The organism is Syntrophorhabdaceae bacterium (assembly GCA_036504895.1).
In the GTDB taxonomy this organism is placed as follows: domain Bacteria; phylum Desulfobacterota; class Syntrophorhabdia; order Syntrophorhabdales; family Syntrophorhabdaceae; genus PNOM01.
This window is the reverse complement of record DASXUJ010000020.1, coordinates 17,925-35,612: the sequence shown is the minus strand read 5'-3', so window position 1 is coordinate 35,612 and position 17,688 is coordinate 17,925. Positions and strand designations below refer to the sequence as shown.

General features: G+C 53.3%; 15 protein-coding genes and 1 tRNA gene. 11 read left to right on the top strand and 5 right to left on the bottom strand.

Translation table 11 applies throughout. The features are described from left to right. Window positions 1-20 precede the first annotated feature (20 nt). From VGJ94_02590 to VGJ94_02575, 4 genes are read right to left on the bottom strand one after another with little or no spacing between them, the layout of a single operon-like run. The gene (locus VGJ94_02590) at window positions 21-2,315 is read right to left on the bottom strand and encodes a hypothetical protein (protein HEY3275481.1); all 2,295 of its coding nucleotides are present in this window, start codon (window positions 2,313-2,315) and stop codon (window positions 21-23) included. A gap of 10 nt (window positions 2,316-2,325) precedes the next feature. Continuing rightward, a complete protein-coding gene (locus VGJ94_02585; GenBank protein HEY3275480.1) occupies window positions 2,326-3,978 on the bottom strand; it encodes a SpoVR family protein in 1,653 nt (550 codons plus the stop codon). A 17-nt stretch (window positions 3,979-3,995) separates the two neighbouring features. Next, window positions 3,996-5,246, bottom strand: coding sequence for a DUF444 family protein (locus VGJ94_02580; protein ID HEY3275479.1), 1,251 nt, complete (start codon window positions 5,244-5,246; stop codon window positions 3,996-3,998). After that, window positions 5,236-7,302 (bottom strand): hypothetical protein, encoded by a 2,067-nt coding sequence (locus VGJ94_02575; protein HEY3275478.1) that lies wholly within the window; start codon window positions 7,300-7,302, stop codon window positions 5,236-5,238. The genes VGJ94_02580 and VGJ94_02575 overlap by 11 nt, the downstream gene beginning before the upstream one ends. Before the next feature lie 630 nt (window positions 7,303-7,932). Between VGJ94_02575 and VGJ94_02570 the strand changes: the two genes are divergently transcribed. The 10 genes from VGJ94_02570 (at window position 7,933) to argC (ending at window position 16,562) form a co-directional block, all read left to right on the top strand. Further along, the gene (locus VGJ94_02570) at window positions 7,933-8,958 is read left to right on the top strand and encodes a TRAP transporter substrate-binding protein (GenBank protein ID HEY3275477.1); all 1,026 of its coding nucleotides are present in this window, start codon (window positions 7,933-7,935) and stop codon (window positions 8,956-8,958) included. A gap of 66 nt (window positions 8,959-9,024) precedes the next feature. Then, complete coding sequence (locus VGJ94_02565) at window positions 9,025-9,507, top strand: TRAP transporter small permease (protein HEY3275476.1); 483 nt, start codon at window positions 9,025-9,027, stop codon at window positions 9,505-9,507. Next, window positions 9,504-10,814, top strand: a complete 1,311-nt coding sequence (locus VGJ94_02560; GenBank protein HEY3275475.1) for a TRAP transporter large permease — start codon at window positions 9,504-9,506, stop codon at window positions 10,812-10,814. Before VGJ94_02565 ends, VGJ94_02560 begins: the two co-directional genes overlap by 4 nt. A 239-nt stretch (window positions 10,815-11,053) precedes the next feature. Next, window positions 11,054-11,127, top strand: a tRNA-Arg gene (locus tag VGJ94_02555). 193 nt (window positions 11,128-11,320) lie between these two features. Beyond that, entirely contained in the window at window positions 11,321-11,767 is a 447-nt protein-coding gene (locus VGJ94_02550; protein ID HEY3275474.1) for a hypothetical protein, read from the top strand. A 505-nt stretch (window positions 11,768-12,272) separates the two neighbouring features. Beyond that, entirely contained in the window at window positions 12,273-13,301 is a 1,029-nt protein-coding gene (locus tag VGJ94_02545) for a glycosyltransferase family 4 protein (GenBank protein HEY3275473.1), read from the top strand. 180 nt (window positions 13,302-13,481) lie between these two features. Beyond that, window positions 13,482-14,579: a glycosyltransferase gene (locus tag VGJ94_02540; GenBank protein ID HEY3275472.1), complete on the top strand. Its 1,098-nt coding sequence runs from the start codon at window positions 13,482-13,484 to the stop codon at window positions 14,577-14,579. A gap of 120 nt (window positions 14,580-14,699) precedes the next feature. Next, on the top strand, window positions 14,700-15,128 hold the full coding sequence (rplM, locus tag VGJ94_02535; GenBank protein HEY3275471.1) for a 50S ribosomal protein L13: 429 nt from the start codon (window positions 14,700-14,702) through the stop codon (window positions 15,126-15,128). A 12-nt stretch (window positions 15,129-15,140) separates the two neighbouring features. Beyond that, window positions 15,141-15,533: a 30S ribosomal protein S9 gene (rpsI, locus tag VGJ94_02530; protein HEY3275470.1), complete on the top strand. Its 393-nt coding sequence runs from the start codon at window positions 15,141-15,143 to the stop codon at window positions 15,531-15,533. A gap of 6 nt (window positions 15,534-15,539) precedes the next feature. Further along, entirely contained in the window at window positions 15,540-16,562 is a 1,023-nt protein-coding gene (gene argC, locus VGJ94_02525) for an N-acetyl-gamma-glutamyl-phosphate reductase (protein ID HEY3275469.1), read from the top strand. Between the two features lie 305 nt (window positions 16,563-16,867). On the opposite strand, the gene VGJ94_02520 is transcribed toward argC, so the two are convergent. Further along, window positions 16,868-17,353, bottom strand: a complete 486-nt coding sequence (locus VGJ94_02520) for an ion channel (GenBank protein ID HEY3275468.1) — start codon at window positions 17,351-17,353, stop codon at window positions 16,868-16,870. On the opposite strand from VGJ94_02520, the gene VGJ94_02515 reads away from it, so the two are divergent. Beyond that, a complete protein-coding gene (locus tag VGJ94_02515) occupies window positions 17,327-17,578 on the top strand; it encodes a hypothetical protein (protein ID HEY3275467.1) in 252 nt (83 codons plus the stop codon). The genes VGJ94_02520 and VGJ94_02515 overlap by 27 nt on opposite strands. Window positions 17,579-17,688: the final 110 nt, after the last annotated feature.

Here is a 17,688-nt window from a genome sequence, read left to right as displayed (position 1 = left end):
ATGTCTTTCTGATACGTTGCTCAGGAGGACGCGAAGGTGCGGGCGAGATCGCTGTCGATCACATAGATACAGATCTCTTTGGCGCCTTTCGACGAGTAGAGATACTTCCTCTGAAGGTTTTTCATGAGGAAGGTGACTTCGTCCCTGACCCGTTTGTCGTAGGTCTTGAATACTTCGGTGCCGAAATCTTTAATGGCGCCCCGGAAGTTGTCGTTTTTCAGGAAAGGGTCCATTACCTTCTCCTTCAGACTGTGTACGTACCTTTCAAGGAGGCTATTATAGATAGTGGTGGCGGCAAGGGGTTTTCCGTCCATGAGGATCTCCTGCGTCAAGGTCCGGGATGCATATTGCTGCTGTACTTCTCTTCTGAACTGGCGCATCTGACCCATGTCTGCCCCTGATCCGAGAATCTGTTTTTCCATGGTTTGAAAGAAAGTTTCTGAAATGTCGAGTGTCTCGCTGGTATAATGGCACCGCTCCACGCGACCGGCCTCGAAATTGGTGGCAAAAATATAATTCTGGATATCCATCGAAACGCGCTCGCTGTTGAAATAGTAAAGACACTCCTTCATTTCCTGGAGTACGGCATAATTGTACGAGCTGAGGAGGGATTCGAAGAACCCCTCGGGAACGAGCCCCGCAAGGTCTTTCCGCTTTTCGCTGAAATAGGTGCAGACTGCCGGCATATTCACGAGCGTACCGTTCATGCCGTAAACGCTGAAGAACTCGTTGAAGATTTTGATGGAATCCCTGCCCGAAAACCCCCTGTCCCCTTCCGACTCGGACTCTGCGAAAATAGCCCTCCTCCTCTTGGAATTGAAGCGTTTTCTATCTTCCTGGCCGAGCCACGAAGGCAGTGTTCCGGCATAGACATCCATTTTGAGAAGGTGAAGGCCCGGATCACAGAAGAGGAAGTATTTTTCCGGCTCTTCGATCCATTCCTGACAGCCCTGGGATTCGCCCTTCAGCCTGGATGATATGATGACCTTTGCAAAGTTCTGAAGCACCCGGGGAAGAAATCTCTTTTCGATCTGGTCCCCGAAAGTGTTCTTGTAAATCTTTACTTCCGTGTTGTAATCCAGAACGTAAGGCATCTTTATACGGGTAATGCGGTCGGTGAAGGATTGGGCCCCTTCGATATTTTCTCTGTCTTCGGGATTCATGAGCGCCAGAAAAAGGGAATTCACATTTTCTTCGATATCCTCCACTTTGTGCACCCCTTCGCTGATTATGCCGTGGAGGTTCGCAAAACGCTCTTTATTATGGGCCTTAATGTCCATAAGGGAATAGACCCCGTTATTGGTGCTCGCATACCTCGAAAATATATATTTTACACGATTACTATCCTTGAGAAGCGCATTCAGCCGGTTCTGGAGAAGCTCGTTGGTAACCACGTTCATTTTGGCGCCCCGGTCGCCGGGATTAAATACGCTGATTCCCTGGCCCAGGCGGCGGTTCACCTCATAACGGCGTACGTAGACCATCTCGAACACCTTGGCGGGAGATCCGAGGATATCGAGGAGCGTCTGATAGAGGGAGAGGCAGACAGTGCAGGGATTATCTCTGAATACCCATTCGTACTGTTTATGGGAGAAGAGCTTTTTTTTGAATTCTTCATCCTTGATGAGGCCGTCGATCATCTCTTCCCGGTATTCCCTCGGGACGATGAGAAGGGGATGGTCGTGACTGGGACAGGGGACATCCAGGTACTCTTTGTGCGACATAGAAGAGGCCTGTTCCTTCTGCAGCCTTTTCTTGGGGTGGAAGGGGGAATCTTCAGCCAATCCCATCAATTGGGTCAGGAGCGCATGAGAGTCATCTTCTCCTGCCACGGTCAAAGATTTTTTGTCGAGATGCCAGGTTATCTCATAGGCGCCGCCTTCGGGTGTCAGGCTGTACTGCTCGAACTTCATGAGGAGGTTGTTCAGAAAAGTGCTCTTGCCCGATCCGTGGGGGCCTTCGAATATATATATTCTGTTTTGCTGTGCCCCGTGGCGGAAAGATGAAAAGAGATTCACCAGGCGGTTGGCAAAAAGGCGGTCTGCGAAAAAAGGGTGGTCCGTGCCTTCCACGAATAGGTTGCCGCAGTCATATGATACGTACTGGATCGACTCGGGGTCGTCCGGATATTCGTCCACGCCTTTTCGGACCGATGAGATCACCATATCGTACATTCTTTGAAAGACGTTCCGGAACACGCGTTCCGGGTAATCCCTCGCATAGGACATGAATTCGGTAAGCTTTACAGGGGCCCTGCGCTCCTGTTCCCTGATCTTGGTGCTTAATCCATGAAGAACTTCTTCGGCTTTCGTCATGCTCGTTGCCCTATTGCATCAGGATTTTGGTAAGTTTCTGTTTTTCCATCGTGTAAACCGTCCTCCGGGCCACTTTCTTCTTACTCCCCTGGGCCAGTTTTCTCCCCATACCGTAATAATATTTTTCAGTCCTCCTCAGATCCGACTCGGCCACGAATTCCGTGGTTTCCAGTTTTACGGGCCCTCCCCACAGATATTCGATGCCCATCATGGTATTGGCGATAAATTCCTGGACGAGAGGTTTTTCCTCGAAGCGGTGGTCGAGATAGAGGGACCCCTCCTTTGATTTTTCCTCATTTACCTTGATATGAGGCGGATGATAGAGGGAATCGAGGAGCATCTGTTTGTAGTCGTCAGCTTTTCTGCTCTTCACATAATATTCCCAGGCGTTTTTTTCCGCATTCGGCCGTCTTCCGGTCACGAAGAGTTTGTACCTGTCGACAAAATCCTGATCTATGAAGGTATTGATGAAGACGAAGTCATTGAGGTTACTCCTTACTTTGAATACGCAATCACGGGCCGTGTCGCTCTTTTTGTCGAAATCGTTCCTTTCGTTCGATCGGGTGATTCTTTGAAAATCATAGCCGAGCCTGCCTTTCCCCGCCATTTCCTCGATGAATGAGAAGAGCCGCATGCCGAGGGCATACGGATTGAGACCCATCCGGGGAAGGGCTGTAACCTTTGCATTCACACTCGCATAGTTGACCTCGTTCCCTTTAATCCTGGTATCTTTCATGAAAAGCTGATCATGCCAATAGCTTGCCCACCCTTCATTCATGATCTTCGTCCGTATCTGGGGCTGAAAATAAAGGGAGGTCTTGCGCACAATCTCCATAATGGTGATCATCCACCGGTTCTCCTCTTTTTGGAGAAAGGGGGAGTGGGTTTCGAGAAACTGCAGGATGTCCGGGGGAACGGATTTCCCTTTTTTGTTTTGCCTTTCGAACATTGCCTCAAATTCGGGATATTTTCTTACCACCGCCGAAAAGAAGACGGATGCCCCCATCGCTCCATACTGCGAGACGGCCTCGTTATACCGTTCCAACTCCTTCAGGTACTCCGTCATGGTGACGCCCTTCACCTTCTGAAGAAAGATGTCGTAATAATAGTCGAGACGCCTCGATTCCTTCGATTCCGAAGCCCGGTCGAAATCGGAAAGGACCCCGTAATAATTGACCAGGTTATCTATGCCGCGGGCGAATTCTATTACGTAATCGACCCACCTGCCCTTCTCGGAGCGGAGCATTGCGACGGTCCTCTTATCCGATAAGGCTTGACCCGCGAAATCCTCGTCCCAGGTATGCCGGTAGTAGAGGTTGTTCTGAAAGAAATCGATATGGGCGAGGACGTGGTAGAAGATCATCACGTTGAGCCAATCGGGATTGTTATCGTTATAGAACGAGATGGCAGGTCTCGTGTTTATTACCGTCTCATAGGGGTTGTGGGGGAAAAGCTCGTACTTCCCCTTCTCTCTCAGCACTTCCACATCATGAACCCAGTAATCATAGAGGGTGGGGATCATGTTCTTCGGGCCGAGCTCGAGGAGGTCCTTGTTCGATACGATATATTCAAGCGTTTCGGTCTGGAAGGTAAGGCCCGCGTCTTTTGCCCGCTCCTTGCACCCTTCCATGATCTTTTTCGTGTGCTGACTCACTAATTCCATGGGTTACCGTCCTCTCTTCACGAGATAAGCCTCTTGATGCCTTCGATAAGCCGGGATTCTTCAGGGTTGTCACCGATCAGATCGATCTTCAGCTTATCCGGGCGCTTCTCCGCCACCTCGCCCAGGTATCTGCCCGCCGTGGTCGTCGAATAAGAGCCCTCGCCGGGGCTTGTAATCGTAATGCCCATCCTGCTGCTGTAGGCGAGCATTTTCCCAAGCTCGGGAACCGTCTGCTCTCCCGTCACGTCCCAGTCGTCGCCGTCGGTACCCTGAAACACATAAATATTGTAATCCCGGTCCAGACCGTCTTTTTCCACGATCTCGTTGACCATCCTGTAGGCGGACTCCATCTTGGTGCCGCCTGCTATGGAGAGGCTGTAATAGGTGTAGAAATCGGGCACCTCCCGCGCCGCGGTATCGTGGAGAATAAACCGCGTCTCCACCTGCCCCTGGTACTGAAAGAGGAGCCAGCTATAGATCATCACGTGCTGGGTCACAATTACTTCCGTGGGCAGGCCCGACATGGAGCCTGAATAGTCACGGATGAAAAAGACGAGGGCCTGGGCCTCGTAGTCCTGTTCTTTTGAAAGAATACGGTAAATGCTGTCCTGAGGAGAGACAAGGAGCGACGCAGGGTCTATGTCGGTGGGGTCGCTGATCCTCCCGAGACCCATATTCGTCTGGAGGACCCTCCGCAGGGTTGCTTTCTTGTCCAGGACCTGGCCGAAACCACGGTGCTTGTCAGTGAGGTCGTAGGTGAACTTCTTCATGGAGCGTTTCGTGCCTTTTTCCTTAAGGTTCGGCAACTGAAACTTTTCGGTAAGGATCCTGCCGAGATCGTAGAGGGTAGTCTCGATCTCATGGTCTCCCCCTTCTCCCTGGCCATGGCCGCCGCTTCCACCCTCCGATTTCTCATGGAAGGGCTCCTCTCCGATTACCTCACCCTCCTCGCCGTCTCCCGTTCCCCCCGTACCTTCCTGCTGCTCCTCGTCGGGATTCCGCGAATCATGATAGAACTTTTCCTCAACCGTGGTGGGGACCACCACCGTCTTCTCCTTGCCTCCGATCACCGGCTTGAGCAGCCTTCCGAGCCTGATCTTTCTGGGAAAGCCGTCCTTCTCCCTCTGTACGTCCCTCTCAATAAGGTCTTCTATGGAGCCGATGGTATGGATATAGGAGTAAGGGGAAGGGACCGACAACTTAAAGAAGCTCAGGTCGGAGCTGTCGTAAAGAGCTGTGGAAGGGGGACCCTTTTTATCAGTTTTCATCGTTTTTCGTACAGAAATATTCTATGGTTTTCTGGGCACAGGTCGAGCAGTACCCGAGCTTGTCCAGCATGGTGGTGATCATCCTGTCGTAGAGCTTCTGGTTCTCCTCGTTCGTCCTGTTTGCAAGGGCGCCTATGAGGCTTCCCGCACCGGCGATATCCGATTTCAGTCTCACGTCGGTGACCGCCTTTACCAGTTCTATATTGTCCATGAAGTCATAATCAGGGTCGACGGAAATCTTCTGGCCATAGATCTTTCGAATGGAGGTCCTGAAGGATTCCCTCTGCTCCTCTGTTTTCAGGCCGAGCCTCTCCTCCACACTCTGGATGAAACGCTCATCGATCTTCAATGCCCTGAGCTGACCCGTCTGGGGGTCCTTATACTTCCACATCCTGTCCTGGCCGAGGTTTTCCGCGTCCACCCCGATTATCATGTTGACGTAATTCATCACGTCTCTCTTGATGGCGAGGGGCTCGTCCATGTATGCATTAAACATCTCCGTCATAATCCGCTCGCGATAGAGGCCCTTGGCGACTTTCAGGTCCTCGAAGTATTTGACCCTCTCGGCAGGTTCCGTCACATAATCGAGAATTACCTTTTCCAGGGCCTTGAAGATGTCTTCCGCAAACATGCACTGACCTTCATTGGTCTCGGAGGTTTCCATGAGCATCTGAAGTGCCCTGCCCAGGTCCCTCTGACCTAGTCCCTTCTGTCCGAACCTTTTGGTGATATCCGGCTCGTGGTTAAGCATATCGATGACTTCCGAGAGGGTCTTGATACTCTTCTCTCCCGCCACTTCGCCCGCAGAGAGCTTCATCATTTCGATAGCCGTCAATTTTTCGGTTTTGGGAAGGCGTGTCAGCACGACCCCTACTGAGGCCGCGTAATTAAGATTCGGATCCTGATGGAGCCGCTCCTTGGTGAGAGTGGTTTTCACCTCGCTTCCCAGGGCGTACTGCGTAAGACTATACTGGAGCCTGTAGTCGGTATTGTGGGCTACGTAGCATATCCTGCATCTGTCGACGATGGGCGCCTCTTCTTTCTCTGCGAGAAACCTGTTGAACTCGGAGTTGTTGCTGGTGGCTATGATAAGGGTATCGATCGGCCAGCGGAACCCGTCGATCTCTATGGACCGGTTCTGAATTACGCCCAGATATACCTGGACGAGGTCTTTCTTGTTCTTGAACACCTCGTCACTGAAATGTATCCCGCCTCCAGCCACCCGTGCCAGGGCCCCCCTCCTGAGGTCAAACCTGTAAGGGTTATTCGGGTCGGACAGGTGGAGGAGGCGCTGGATCGATTCCTCACCCAAAAGGTCCACTGCCGAGGAGGTGATCTTGTCTTTTGCGGAGTACTTGCCCGTAATCGTCCCGAGGCTCTCGCTCATGGGCACGGGGACCACTTCGATGCACTCGAGCAGCTTTTCGATATCCCCGTCGACACTGTTTCTCATATCGTTCAGGATGTAGTCGCTGCATGCACCGAGAGGCCTGTAGTTTTCATAGAGTCCTTCGATCTCCCTGTCGTCGAATCCGCCATGCTCGGCGAGGAATTCCTTCGATCTGCCATCATAGGGGAAGAGATTCATGGCAAGAATAATGGGGTCCTCGAAAGTCTGGGACTGGACGGTTTTTATTTTTCCATAGGTTTCCATGCGATCGAGATGGGTAAAGTTGAATGTGAACCGGCGGTTTTCCACCTGGCTCAGAAACCTGCGGTAGAGGGCGCAGAGGTTCTCTACCAGGAATGTCTTTCCATTGCCGGGCTCGCCCACAAGAACAAAGGCCATCTCCCTCGAAGAGCCCCCTTCCGCTGCATCTTTGACACTCGAAACGAAGCTGTTGATCTCATCGAACATGCCGATCACATGCTTCTGTCCCTTTCTGAATATCCCGAAGTCATAGGTGCTCTTTCCATTGACCATGACTTTTTCGATCATATCGTTCTTTTCGAGTATCATGCGGGCAACGCTCTCGAAAGCGTTTTCGAACTTCCTGTTCCCCTCCTTGACTTCCTTCAGGTGGTGAACAAGCGACTTTGCACCATTCTCATTCATGGCAACCTCCATGGGTTTGGCCCGGCTTTGCCGGATATTGGGTATTATCTTTCAGTACTGGGATGCAGCAGAAATCAGAAACCGGTCATGGGAGGAATTGCCCTTCGTGAAGAGAGGTGAAAAAGAAAAGGATAAGAGCTGCATGGCATCTCATTCTACTCAGCCTACTATGCAATAAAGATACCAGACGTGCCTTCTTCCTGTCAAGAGGGCCTGAACCCTGCAAAAAAGCCGATGTACCTAAATGTAAACACATAGAGGCAGTAGCCTCCCGGCGACCGAAACGTCAATTTTGAGACGGGGATGAGACGAAGGAGGTCCCATCGCCAGGGGACCTCCTTACTAAAATGGTATATTTATGACGCTATTTTATTGACAAATAAACTGGTCTAATATATAACATAGTACGCTAAGTTAGCTATATAACTATATAAAGTCATATAGCGAAGGGTCCGGAAAAGAAGCAGAGGCACGACGGATTCATTTGAAAACCCTCCAATAGGGGAGGCAGGACCGACTAAATCAGTATTGACAAAAAACAGGTATCTTGCTACGGTGCAGGAGACCGGATAACAGTTTTCCACGGGAACACGCGGCTTACGCCGTATAATACGTCATGGGAGGATTTATATGAAAAAAGGTTTCGGTGTCATATGTACTATCGTGGGCATCATGATCGTTGCATTCCTTTTCACCTCAATACCGGCTCAAGCCCAGGAGAAGGTAATTAAGCTCCGTTACTCGAACCTCTTCCCTCCTGTGCACCCCATCAGCAAGCTCTCCGAAGAATGGTGCAAAGAGGTGGAGAAGAGGACCCACGGGCGGGTAAAAATCACCTACTTCCCCGGCAGCACCCTCACCCCTCCCATGCAGAACTATGACTCTACGGTAAAAGGCATCGCCGATATCGGCCAGAACCTTCTCGCCTATGCCCCCGGCAGGCTCCCTCTTAGCGAGGTCCTCCAGCAGCCCCTTGGCTATACGAGCGGCTACCAGGCGACCAAGCTCGCAAACGCATACTTTCAGAAGTTCAAGCCGAAAGAATTCGACGACGTGAAGGTCATGTACCTCCATGGCGCAGCCCCCGGCATCTTCCATACCAAGAAAGTCATCAACTCGATTGACGATATCAAGGGATTGAGAATCAAGGCAAATGCGGAGAACGCCGACATCGTGAGCGCCGTGGGAGGCGCCCCTGTCACCATGCCTATCACCGAGACCTATGATGCATTGCAGAAGGGCCTCTGCGAAGGCATCCTGCTGCCCATCGAGGCACTTAAAGGCTGGAGATTCGGAGAGGTGGTAAAGACGAGCCTCGAGAACTATGCCGTTTCCTACATGACCTCCATGTATGTCATCATGAACAAGAACAAATGGAACTCCCTCACGAAAGAAGATCAGGCCGCCATCGAGAAGCTCAATGAAGAATGGATAGAGAAACAGGGCAAGCTCTGGAACCAGCTCGACAAGGAAGCAAAGGAATACGCCATGCAGAAAGGCGTGAAGTTCATCAAGGCATCGAAGGAAGAAGAGGCGAAGACCGCCGCCAAGATGAAACCCATCCAGGAGAAATACGTGAAGGCCATGAAGGCCAAAGGCCTTCCCGGCGACGAGACCATGAAGTTCTGCCTCGACTATATCAAGTCCCATCCCTAAGCCGTTTCAACAAGGACAAGGGGCATATACGCCCCTTGTCCATCCGGAATAACGTGGAGGATCAGCATGAACCGTTTCTCAGTCGTAGTCTCGAAAGTAGATATTGTCTTTCATATTATCGCGGGGTCGACGCTCGCATTCATGATGCTCGTCACCCTGCTCGATGTGCTCATGCGCAACATCGGCCGTCCCATCGTGGGCTCCATGGAGATCATCTCCTTCTGCGGCTCCATAGTGATCGGCTTCGCCATCCCCTATACCTCGTGGAAGAAGGCCCATGTCTATGTGGATATGCTGGTCGACAAGATGACTTCCGCCGGAAGAAAGGTGATGGATTCCATCACCCGGTGCATGGGGATCGCCCTATTTTTATTTATCGGATATAACTTCATTCTCTACGGTCTCGACCTCAAGCACACGGGTGAGGTGAGCGCGAGCTTCAAGCTCCCCTTCTACCCCATTGCCTGGGGACTCGCCTTAAGCTGCTTTCTCGAGAGCGTCACCCTCTTCTGCGATCTTCTAAGGACCGTCAAGGAGGCAGGCAAATGAACGAAGTTACCGTCGGCATCTTCGCCCTCTTCATCCTTCTCTGCCTGTTTCTGACCGGCATCGAATTGGCCTTCTGCATGGCCATCGTGGGGTTCGCGGGCTTCGTCTACCTCGTCTCCTTCTCCGCTGCCTGCAACCTTCTGGTCAAGGACTTCTTCGATACCTTCACGACCTACGGGTTTACCGTCATCCCCCTCTTTGTCTTGATGGGGCAGATCGCCTCCAATTCGAATATCGCGAAGAGGTTATACATGGCCTCTCATAAATGGGTGGGCCACGTGCCCGGGGGGCTTGCCATGACTACCGTGGCAGGGGCGACCATCTTCAAGGCCATGTGCGGCTCGACCCTTGCGACGGTCGCGACCTTCTCGGGCATCGCCATTCCCGAGATGGACCGGTACGGGTATAAGAAAGAGCTCTCCACCGGGGTCGTTGCCTCGGTAGGCACCATCGGGATGCTCATCCCTCCTTCCTTGGTCCTCATCATCTACGGGATCGTGGTGGAGCAGTCGATCGGCAGGCTCTTCCTCGCGGGGATCGTCCCCGGCATCCTGATCTCGGCGCTCTTCCTCTGCGTGATCTACGGGTGGGTGAAAATATCTCCCGAGGTGGCGCCCCAGACCCCGAAGTCGTCCTGGGGTGAGCGGTTCAGGGTCCTGCCCGAGTTCATCGTGGTCATCATCATCTTTGCGGTGGTTATCGGCGGGCTCATGATCGGGGCCTTCTCCCCCACCGAGGCGGGCTCCATCGGGACCGCGGCGGTCCTTATCCTTGCGGCAGTGAGGAAAGAGGTGAACTTCAAGATGCTCGTCAAGTCCTGGGATGAGTCCCTTCGCACCGCGGTCATGACCCTCATGCTCGTGGCAGGCTCCTCCGTGCTTGGTCACTTCCTCGCGGTCACGGAGATCCCCATGATCGCGGCCGACTGGGTGACGGGGCTTCCCATTCCCCGGTACCTCATCATGGTCCTCATTATCCTCGTCTACCTCCTGGGAGGCTCCTTTATCGACGACCTGGCCTTCATGATCCTGGCGACGCCGATCTTCTACCCGGCGGTCATTAAACTAGGCTACGATCCGGTCTGGTTCGGCGTTATGGTGGGCATCACCATCATGATCGGGGTCATCATCCCCCCGGTTGCGATCTGCGTGTTTATCGTACGGAACATTACCGGGGTACCCTTCAATACGATCTATAAAGGGGTGCTGCCCTTCCTGCTGAGCCTCTTCGCGGCGGCGCTGCTGCTCTTCCTCTTTCCGAGCATCGCGACCTGGCTTCCCAATCTATTCATGGGAGCGGGGACGTAAGCGATTTTTTGCGTCCCCTTCGGGACAGCAATCTCTTGACAAAGCTCTCAGGGGCCGGGCCATGTGCCCGGCCCTTCTTTATACTTTCATGACTGCATTGGAAAGTCTCACGAATCTGGCCCCCGGACAGACCAAGAGGCAAAACCGCCCGGGAGGGCGTAAAATTCACGTTTTCCAAAGACGAGCAACAATCTGCTACAGTTTTGATATCTTTTTGTGGTATACTTCCTCATCAAAATGCGCCCATAGCTCAATTGGATAGAGTGTTGGACTACGAATCCAAAGGTTGCAGGTTCGATTCCTGCTGGGCGCATTTAATAAGCATTCCCCTTTAAAATCCGAATCCCGCACATACATTCCTCTCGTGGCACGTGCACCGTTGTTGACGCGATTGAACGCGGGTATTATATATCCGTTAACGAAACCTTCCGGTGATTGCCGTTCGACAGCAAAGCTCTTCTCGCTGCGTCTTTCTGGAATGAACAATCCCCGAAAAAGGAGGACCTATGATACCATCATCGAGGGCGCGGGTGCCCGTACATACCGCGGAGCAAGTGAACGAGCGGATACGGCGGAATACTGAATATACCATCAAGCTTTATTCGACGGCGGGGAGAGAGGCCATAGACCGCCGTCTTAAGGAGCTCGATGAAGAATGGGACGTGGAGCGTATGATTGAAGCGAACGCCTCGGCCATAAGTATTGTAGGCCTTACCCTCGGGGCCACGGTAAGCCGGAAATGGTTCGTTCTCCCTGCCATCGTAGCGGGCTTTCTCTTTCAGCACGCACTCCAGGGATGGTGCCCTCCTATACCCGTGCTGAGACGGCTGGGGTTCCGCACTTCACAGGAGATCGATTACGAGCGCTATGCCTTAAAGGCCATTCGGGGCGATTTTACCGCCATCGACCAGTCCACCAGCGCCGACAGGGCGCTGAGCATTATGGAGCAGTAAGAGTCCCGGACAACTACGGTGGTGCAGGGCCGTTGGCCATGTGGCATGGCAACATTAAAGGACCCTCTCTTGTTCACATCTTTTTGTGAGAGCGCGCAATTGTAGACATTCAGCCGCCTTTCCTGATTGTCTTGGGGAGGCGCCGGACCTCACTCAATCCAATTTTCCTTAAATACCGTCTTATGAGAAAGTTCACCTGAACCGGCCCCCATGCGACAGGTGGTTGACAAGATATCCACCCATGTTTAGGTTCCATACCATGAGGCTTTGATAAAAAGCCTCTTCGTTCGAGGGTGGTAGGTTTTTTCCGGTAGTCGGACGTCAACCGGAGCGGCGATGACATACACCCTCATCAATCTAGGCCGGGGATGGTCCGGAGTATGCATAATAAATATAGCGATATCCAGGAGCAACGGTCTCTCCCGACCGGAATTGAGGTAACGATCAATTGATGATGCATCGATTCCCTGCACGTGTCCTGATGACTGCTGACGCCGTAGGTGGGGTGTGGACCTATGCACTCGAGCTCGCCCGCGGCTTGGGGCGGCGAGGCATCGAGGTGGTCCTCGCGACCATGGGCGCCCCCCTTACCCCCGATCAACAACGGGCCGCGGCGCACGTGGCGAACCTGGAGCTCGTCGAGAGCCGGTATAAACTCGAATGGATGCAGGACCCCTGGGAAGATCTGGAGCAATCGGGCGAGTGGCTTCTCGAATTGAGAGACCGTTTCGAGCCTGACGTGGTCCACCTTAACGGATACGCCCACGGGACCCTGCCGTGGGACACGCCCGTACTGGTGGCAGGCCATTCGTGCGTGCTCTTCTGGTGGGCTGCGGTAAAAGGAGAAAAGGCCCCCGACTCATGGAGGCGCTATAAGGAAACGGTCGAAAACGGCCTCCACGCCGCCGACCTCGTAGTCGCGCCTTCCAGGGTAATGCTCGCATCCCTCATCCGGGAGTACGGCCCTTTCGCCGCCACGAAAGTGATCCCCAACGGACGCCGAATGGACTTATACCGTCCTTTCCAAAAGGAGCCTTTTATACTTTCCGTCGGCCGTATCCGGGACGAAGCCAAAAATATTGCCGCCTTAGAGAAACTGGCACCCGATCTTGCATGGCCTGTGTATGTCGCGGGTGAAAGCGAGCATCCTGAAAAGGGGGATACCTCGTGGAATAATGTCCGCCTTTTGGGGAAACTACCCGAAGAGGAGCTCGCTCCGTGGTTCGGACGGGCGGCAGTCTATTCTTTGCCCGCACGATACGAGCCCTTCGGCTTTACTCCTCTCGAGGCAGCCATGGCCGGCTGCGCCCTGGTACTCGGAGACATCCCCAGTTTGCGTGAAACCTGGTCGGACGGCGCTATTTTCGTCTCTCCCGACGACAACCAGGGTCTCGCACAAAATCTCAACAGGCTGGCCGGGGACGAAGAATACTGTAAAACGCTGGCGGCAAAGGCCCTTTTGCGGGCACGGAACTTTACATCGGAACAAATGGTTTCACACTATATAGATGCCTATCGCAGCATCGCGGATTGACGGCCTCCGGGGTGGCCACGGAAAAAAGGGGCGGAAGAGAAAGAGAGTCCCTGGCCGCCTGGCCCGTAGAATAAGTCCTGCGCTGCCGTGTGGAATGCGGCCGAGTTCCTGTCTGACACGGGGCGAGAGATAACATAGATAACTATGGGCGGGTACCTGAGATCCGGAGGTGAGCGTCAGATGAAGATCGTCTTTTTCGTCCATTCTATTATTTCCGACTGGAACAACGGGCACGCCCATTTTCTTCGGGGTCTGATGAAGTCTCTCATGGCACAGGGACATGAAGTGCGTTCCTGCGAGGCGACGCGAAACTGGTCGACCGATAACCTGATCCATGACCACGGGACCTCGGCCGTAGTCGAATTCGCGCGCCTCTTCCCCGAGATCCGGATTGAAATGTACAAAGGCGGCCGCTCTATCGTGGAAGAGGTCGACCGTCTCACCCAGGAAGCCGACCTGGTTATTGTCCATGAGTTTAACGAGCCCGAGCTTATCGGTGCAGTCGGCTATATACGCAGGAGCCGGGGCGATTTTGTTCTGCTCTTTCACGACACCCACCACCGCGCCGTGAGCCTCCCTTACTCGATCGCAACTCTCAATCTCGGCGCCTATGACGGGGTCCTGGCGTTTGGAGAGGCCCTTTGCCATGTGTACCGTACGCGCTTCGCCATAGATCGTGCATGGACGTTCCACGAGGCTGCAGATACAAGCCTTTTCTATCCCAAAGAGGGGGAGAAGGCCCATGACGTGGTATGGATCGGCAATTGGGGCGATGAAGAAAGATCGGAGGAGACCCGCACCTTTCTGATCGGCTCGGCCCGCTCGTTACAACATCTTAAATTTGCCGCCTATGGGGTCCGCTATCCGCAAAATGCGGTGTACGATCTTAAAGAGGCGGGGATCGAATACAGGAACTGGATCCCGAACTACCGGGTCCCCGACGTCTTTGCCGGCGCACGGATCACCATCCACATACCCCGGAGGTATTACCACGAGACTCTCCCGGGCATACCGACGATCCGTCCTTTTGAGGCGCTTGCCTGCGGAATCCCGATGATTTGTACGCCATGGGACGACAGGGAGGGGCTTTTCCGGCCGGGAAAGGATTATATGATTGCCCACACCCCGTCAGACATGTACCGCGCCATATCGGAGCTTGCCGAAAATCAGGAAAAGAGGGCCTCCCTTGCTGCTCACGGACTGGAAACTATCCGCACCCGCCACACCTGCGACCACCGCGCTGCGCAATTAATTCAAATATATCAAACATATGGCTAATCGACCGGAGGGAGGGGTGCAATGGCGGGGCTCATGCGGTCCGGACGCGCTTCCGCATAAAAAGCTTGACTTAACCCCTCAAAATGTATTACTTTAAACAAATTTTTGAAGGGTGAACTTATGAAAACCTATTTTCCGAATGATGAAGACGTAGCAAAGAAAGATTGGTATGTGATGGACGCGGACGGAGCGACGCTCGGCAGGCTGGCGGCCAGAATAGCGGTAATTCTGAGAGGCAAGAATAAACCCACCTTTACCCCCCATGCGGATATGGGCGATTTCATTATCGTGGTCAATGCGGAGAAAATCAAGCTTACAGGCCGGAAACTTGAGCAGAAAACATATGAGCGCTACAGCGGTTATCCCGGAGGATTGAGGGTCGTCAACGCGCGCACCATGCTGAACAAGAAGCCGGAAGACCTTATTATGCTGGCGGTACGGGGCATGCTTCCCAAGAATATCCTCGGACGGCAGCTTTTGAGCAAATTAAAGGTCTATAAGGGAAGCGAGCATCCCCACAAGGCCCAGATGCCTAAAGCATTAGCGTAAAGGAGAAAGAAAGTGCCTGATAAAAGATACTATGCAACGGGAAAAAGAAAGACCGCCGTAGCGCGAGTCTGGATCAAACCGGGGGCCGGCAACTTCCTTATCAACGGAAGATCGATCGATCAGTATTTCCCCCTCGAGGAGCTGCGGCTCATGGTGAATAAGCCTTTCCTTCTCACCGGCCACCTCTCAAAATTCGACGTAGTAGCCAACATTTACGGCGGCGGCATTCCCGCTCAGGCATGGGCGCTGGGTCACGGTATTGCAAAGGCACTCCTCGAGTTCAACGCGAACCTGAGGGTCACGCTCAAGAAACAGGGGCTCATTACCAGGGACCCGCGTTCCAAAGAAAGAAAGAAATACGGAAAGAAAGGGGCAAGAGCAAGCTTCCAGTTCTCAAAGAGATAAGATCTCATGGTGAAAGTAGGTATTATAGGGGCGACCGGATATACGGGGCTCATACTCCTATCGAACCTCCTCTCTCATCCGCAGGCAAAAGTCACGCTTATTACATCGAATACGTACAAGGGCAGGAAGATCTCGGAGGTCTTCCCGCTCTTGAACGGTATTTTCGAAGAGAGGCTCGAGCCCACGGACGAGCCTCACCGGGGCAAGTGCGATGTCTATTTCCTTTGCCTCCCCCACGGCAAGTCAATGGAGACGGCAAAAGCCCTCTTTGACGGGCGCGCCATAATTATCGACCTCAGTGCCGATTTCAGGTTTGAGGACGTGGAGATCTACGAGGGGGCTTATATCCCTCATACTGCCCGTGAACTCCTTCCCCATCTCGTGTACGGCCTCCCGGAGCTCTATCGCAGCAAGATCGCAAAATCAAAGCTCATCGGCAATCCCGGCTGCTACCCCACGTCGGCGATTCTGGCCCTCTATCCCCTCCTGAAGGCAAACCTCCTTCACGGGGATATATTCATCGATTCAAAGTCCGGAGTAAGCGGCGCCGGAAGAGAGGCAAAGCTCGGGAGCCTCTTCTGCGAGGTATCGGAAGGTTTCAAGCCTTATGGTGTCGGTGTGCATCGCCACGAGCCCGAGATACAGAAAGAGGTGCACAAGCTTTCCCACATCAAAGTGGCCTTTGTTCCCCATCTGCTCCCCATGAACAGGGGAATATTGACCACCATATACGGCAGGCTGAGGAACCCGGCAGCCACAAAGACCATTCGCGACCTCTATGGGGAGACTTATAAGAATGAGCCCTTCGTTCGCGTCTTGGCGGAAGGGGCTTACCCCGACACAAGGTTTACGCGATATTCCAATTACTGCGACATCGGTGTAAAGGCATTCGAGGACGGCAGGATCGTCCTCATTTCAGCCATAGACAACCTCGTAAAAGGGGCTTCGGGCCAGGCAATCCAGAATATGAATATCGCCCTTGCCATGGACGAGCGCGCCGGTCTTCTGCGGGTACCCCAATTTCCCTGATATTGCCGGACCTCCCTACCTGATTATAAACGTGAGCTTGCCACGGGACCGAGTGCCGCCCTTTCGGCAACGGACAGGTATAATTACCCCGGGGACATTTGTCTCTATGAACGCGGAGGTAAGCCCCCAATGGCGATATCGAACCGCCCCGGCTTAAGGACCCTGTCTTTCTTCTGATTCTTCTATGCCCCCCGTTCTTCACCGTCGCACTTCTCATGAGGCGTGGAACGCCGGCCGGCCGAGGACCAGCCCCTTGTTCCGTAGCCCTTCGATTTGTGCCCGGCAGAACCGTTCACCCTTTAAGCCTAGGAACGGGCCGGCCCCTGCTTTTGATCGTTCCGGTTTGCACCCACAACATGGAGACCTACCAGACGCGCGATAAATACCGCCAGGTATACCTGCCCCACCATTGCTTCAAGGGTGGACGCTATTTTGGCGCACTGGCTCGCAGGCACGATATCGCCGTACCCGAGGGCAGTAAGGGTCGTGAGGCTAAAGTAATAAAAATCAGGGTTCCCCGCCTTCGGTACGTCCTGTATGAAGGATGCGCGGTCAAAGGCCCACAAGGTGCTGTACAGGGTCTCCCACCATATCCCGACAAGGATATAGATTGAAATGCCCCCTTTCACGGTGTCCGCGGTCACCGACTTCTCGGAGAAAACGCGCTTGAGCATGAGAAGCAAGGTAATACCGAGGGCACAAAGGTAAGAGAGGTTTGCGATAACCGCAACGGTTTTCGTGTGGGATGGAGGAAGGGAGCGGTAATGGAAGAAGATGGCGAGGACCGCCAATATCCCCGAGAGCAAAAAAAGGGCCCTTCCCGCCTGGAGTATTCGCAGAATTCCCAGTATTACCATAATAAAGAGAAAGGACTGGACGAGAAAATCGGCGAGCTCATTGAACGTGATAAGAGGAGAAAAGCGATCAGCGCAACCAATGAGCTGAGGAGAAAGGAATATTTACTTTCGATCACTGTCTCCCAGACGGGTTTCTTCATTCTTTTCGCTCCTGAGTAGGGGTGGCTGCGAAAGCATTATAATGCCACGGGACCTGCCGAGTCCAACGAATTTTGAAGAGAGAAGGAGCCCTCCGCAGCAAGGCCGCCCCTTTCGTTCCCCCCTGCAAA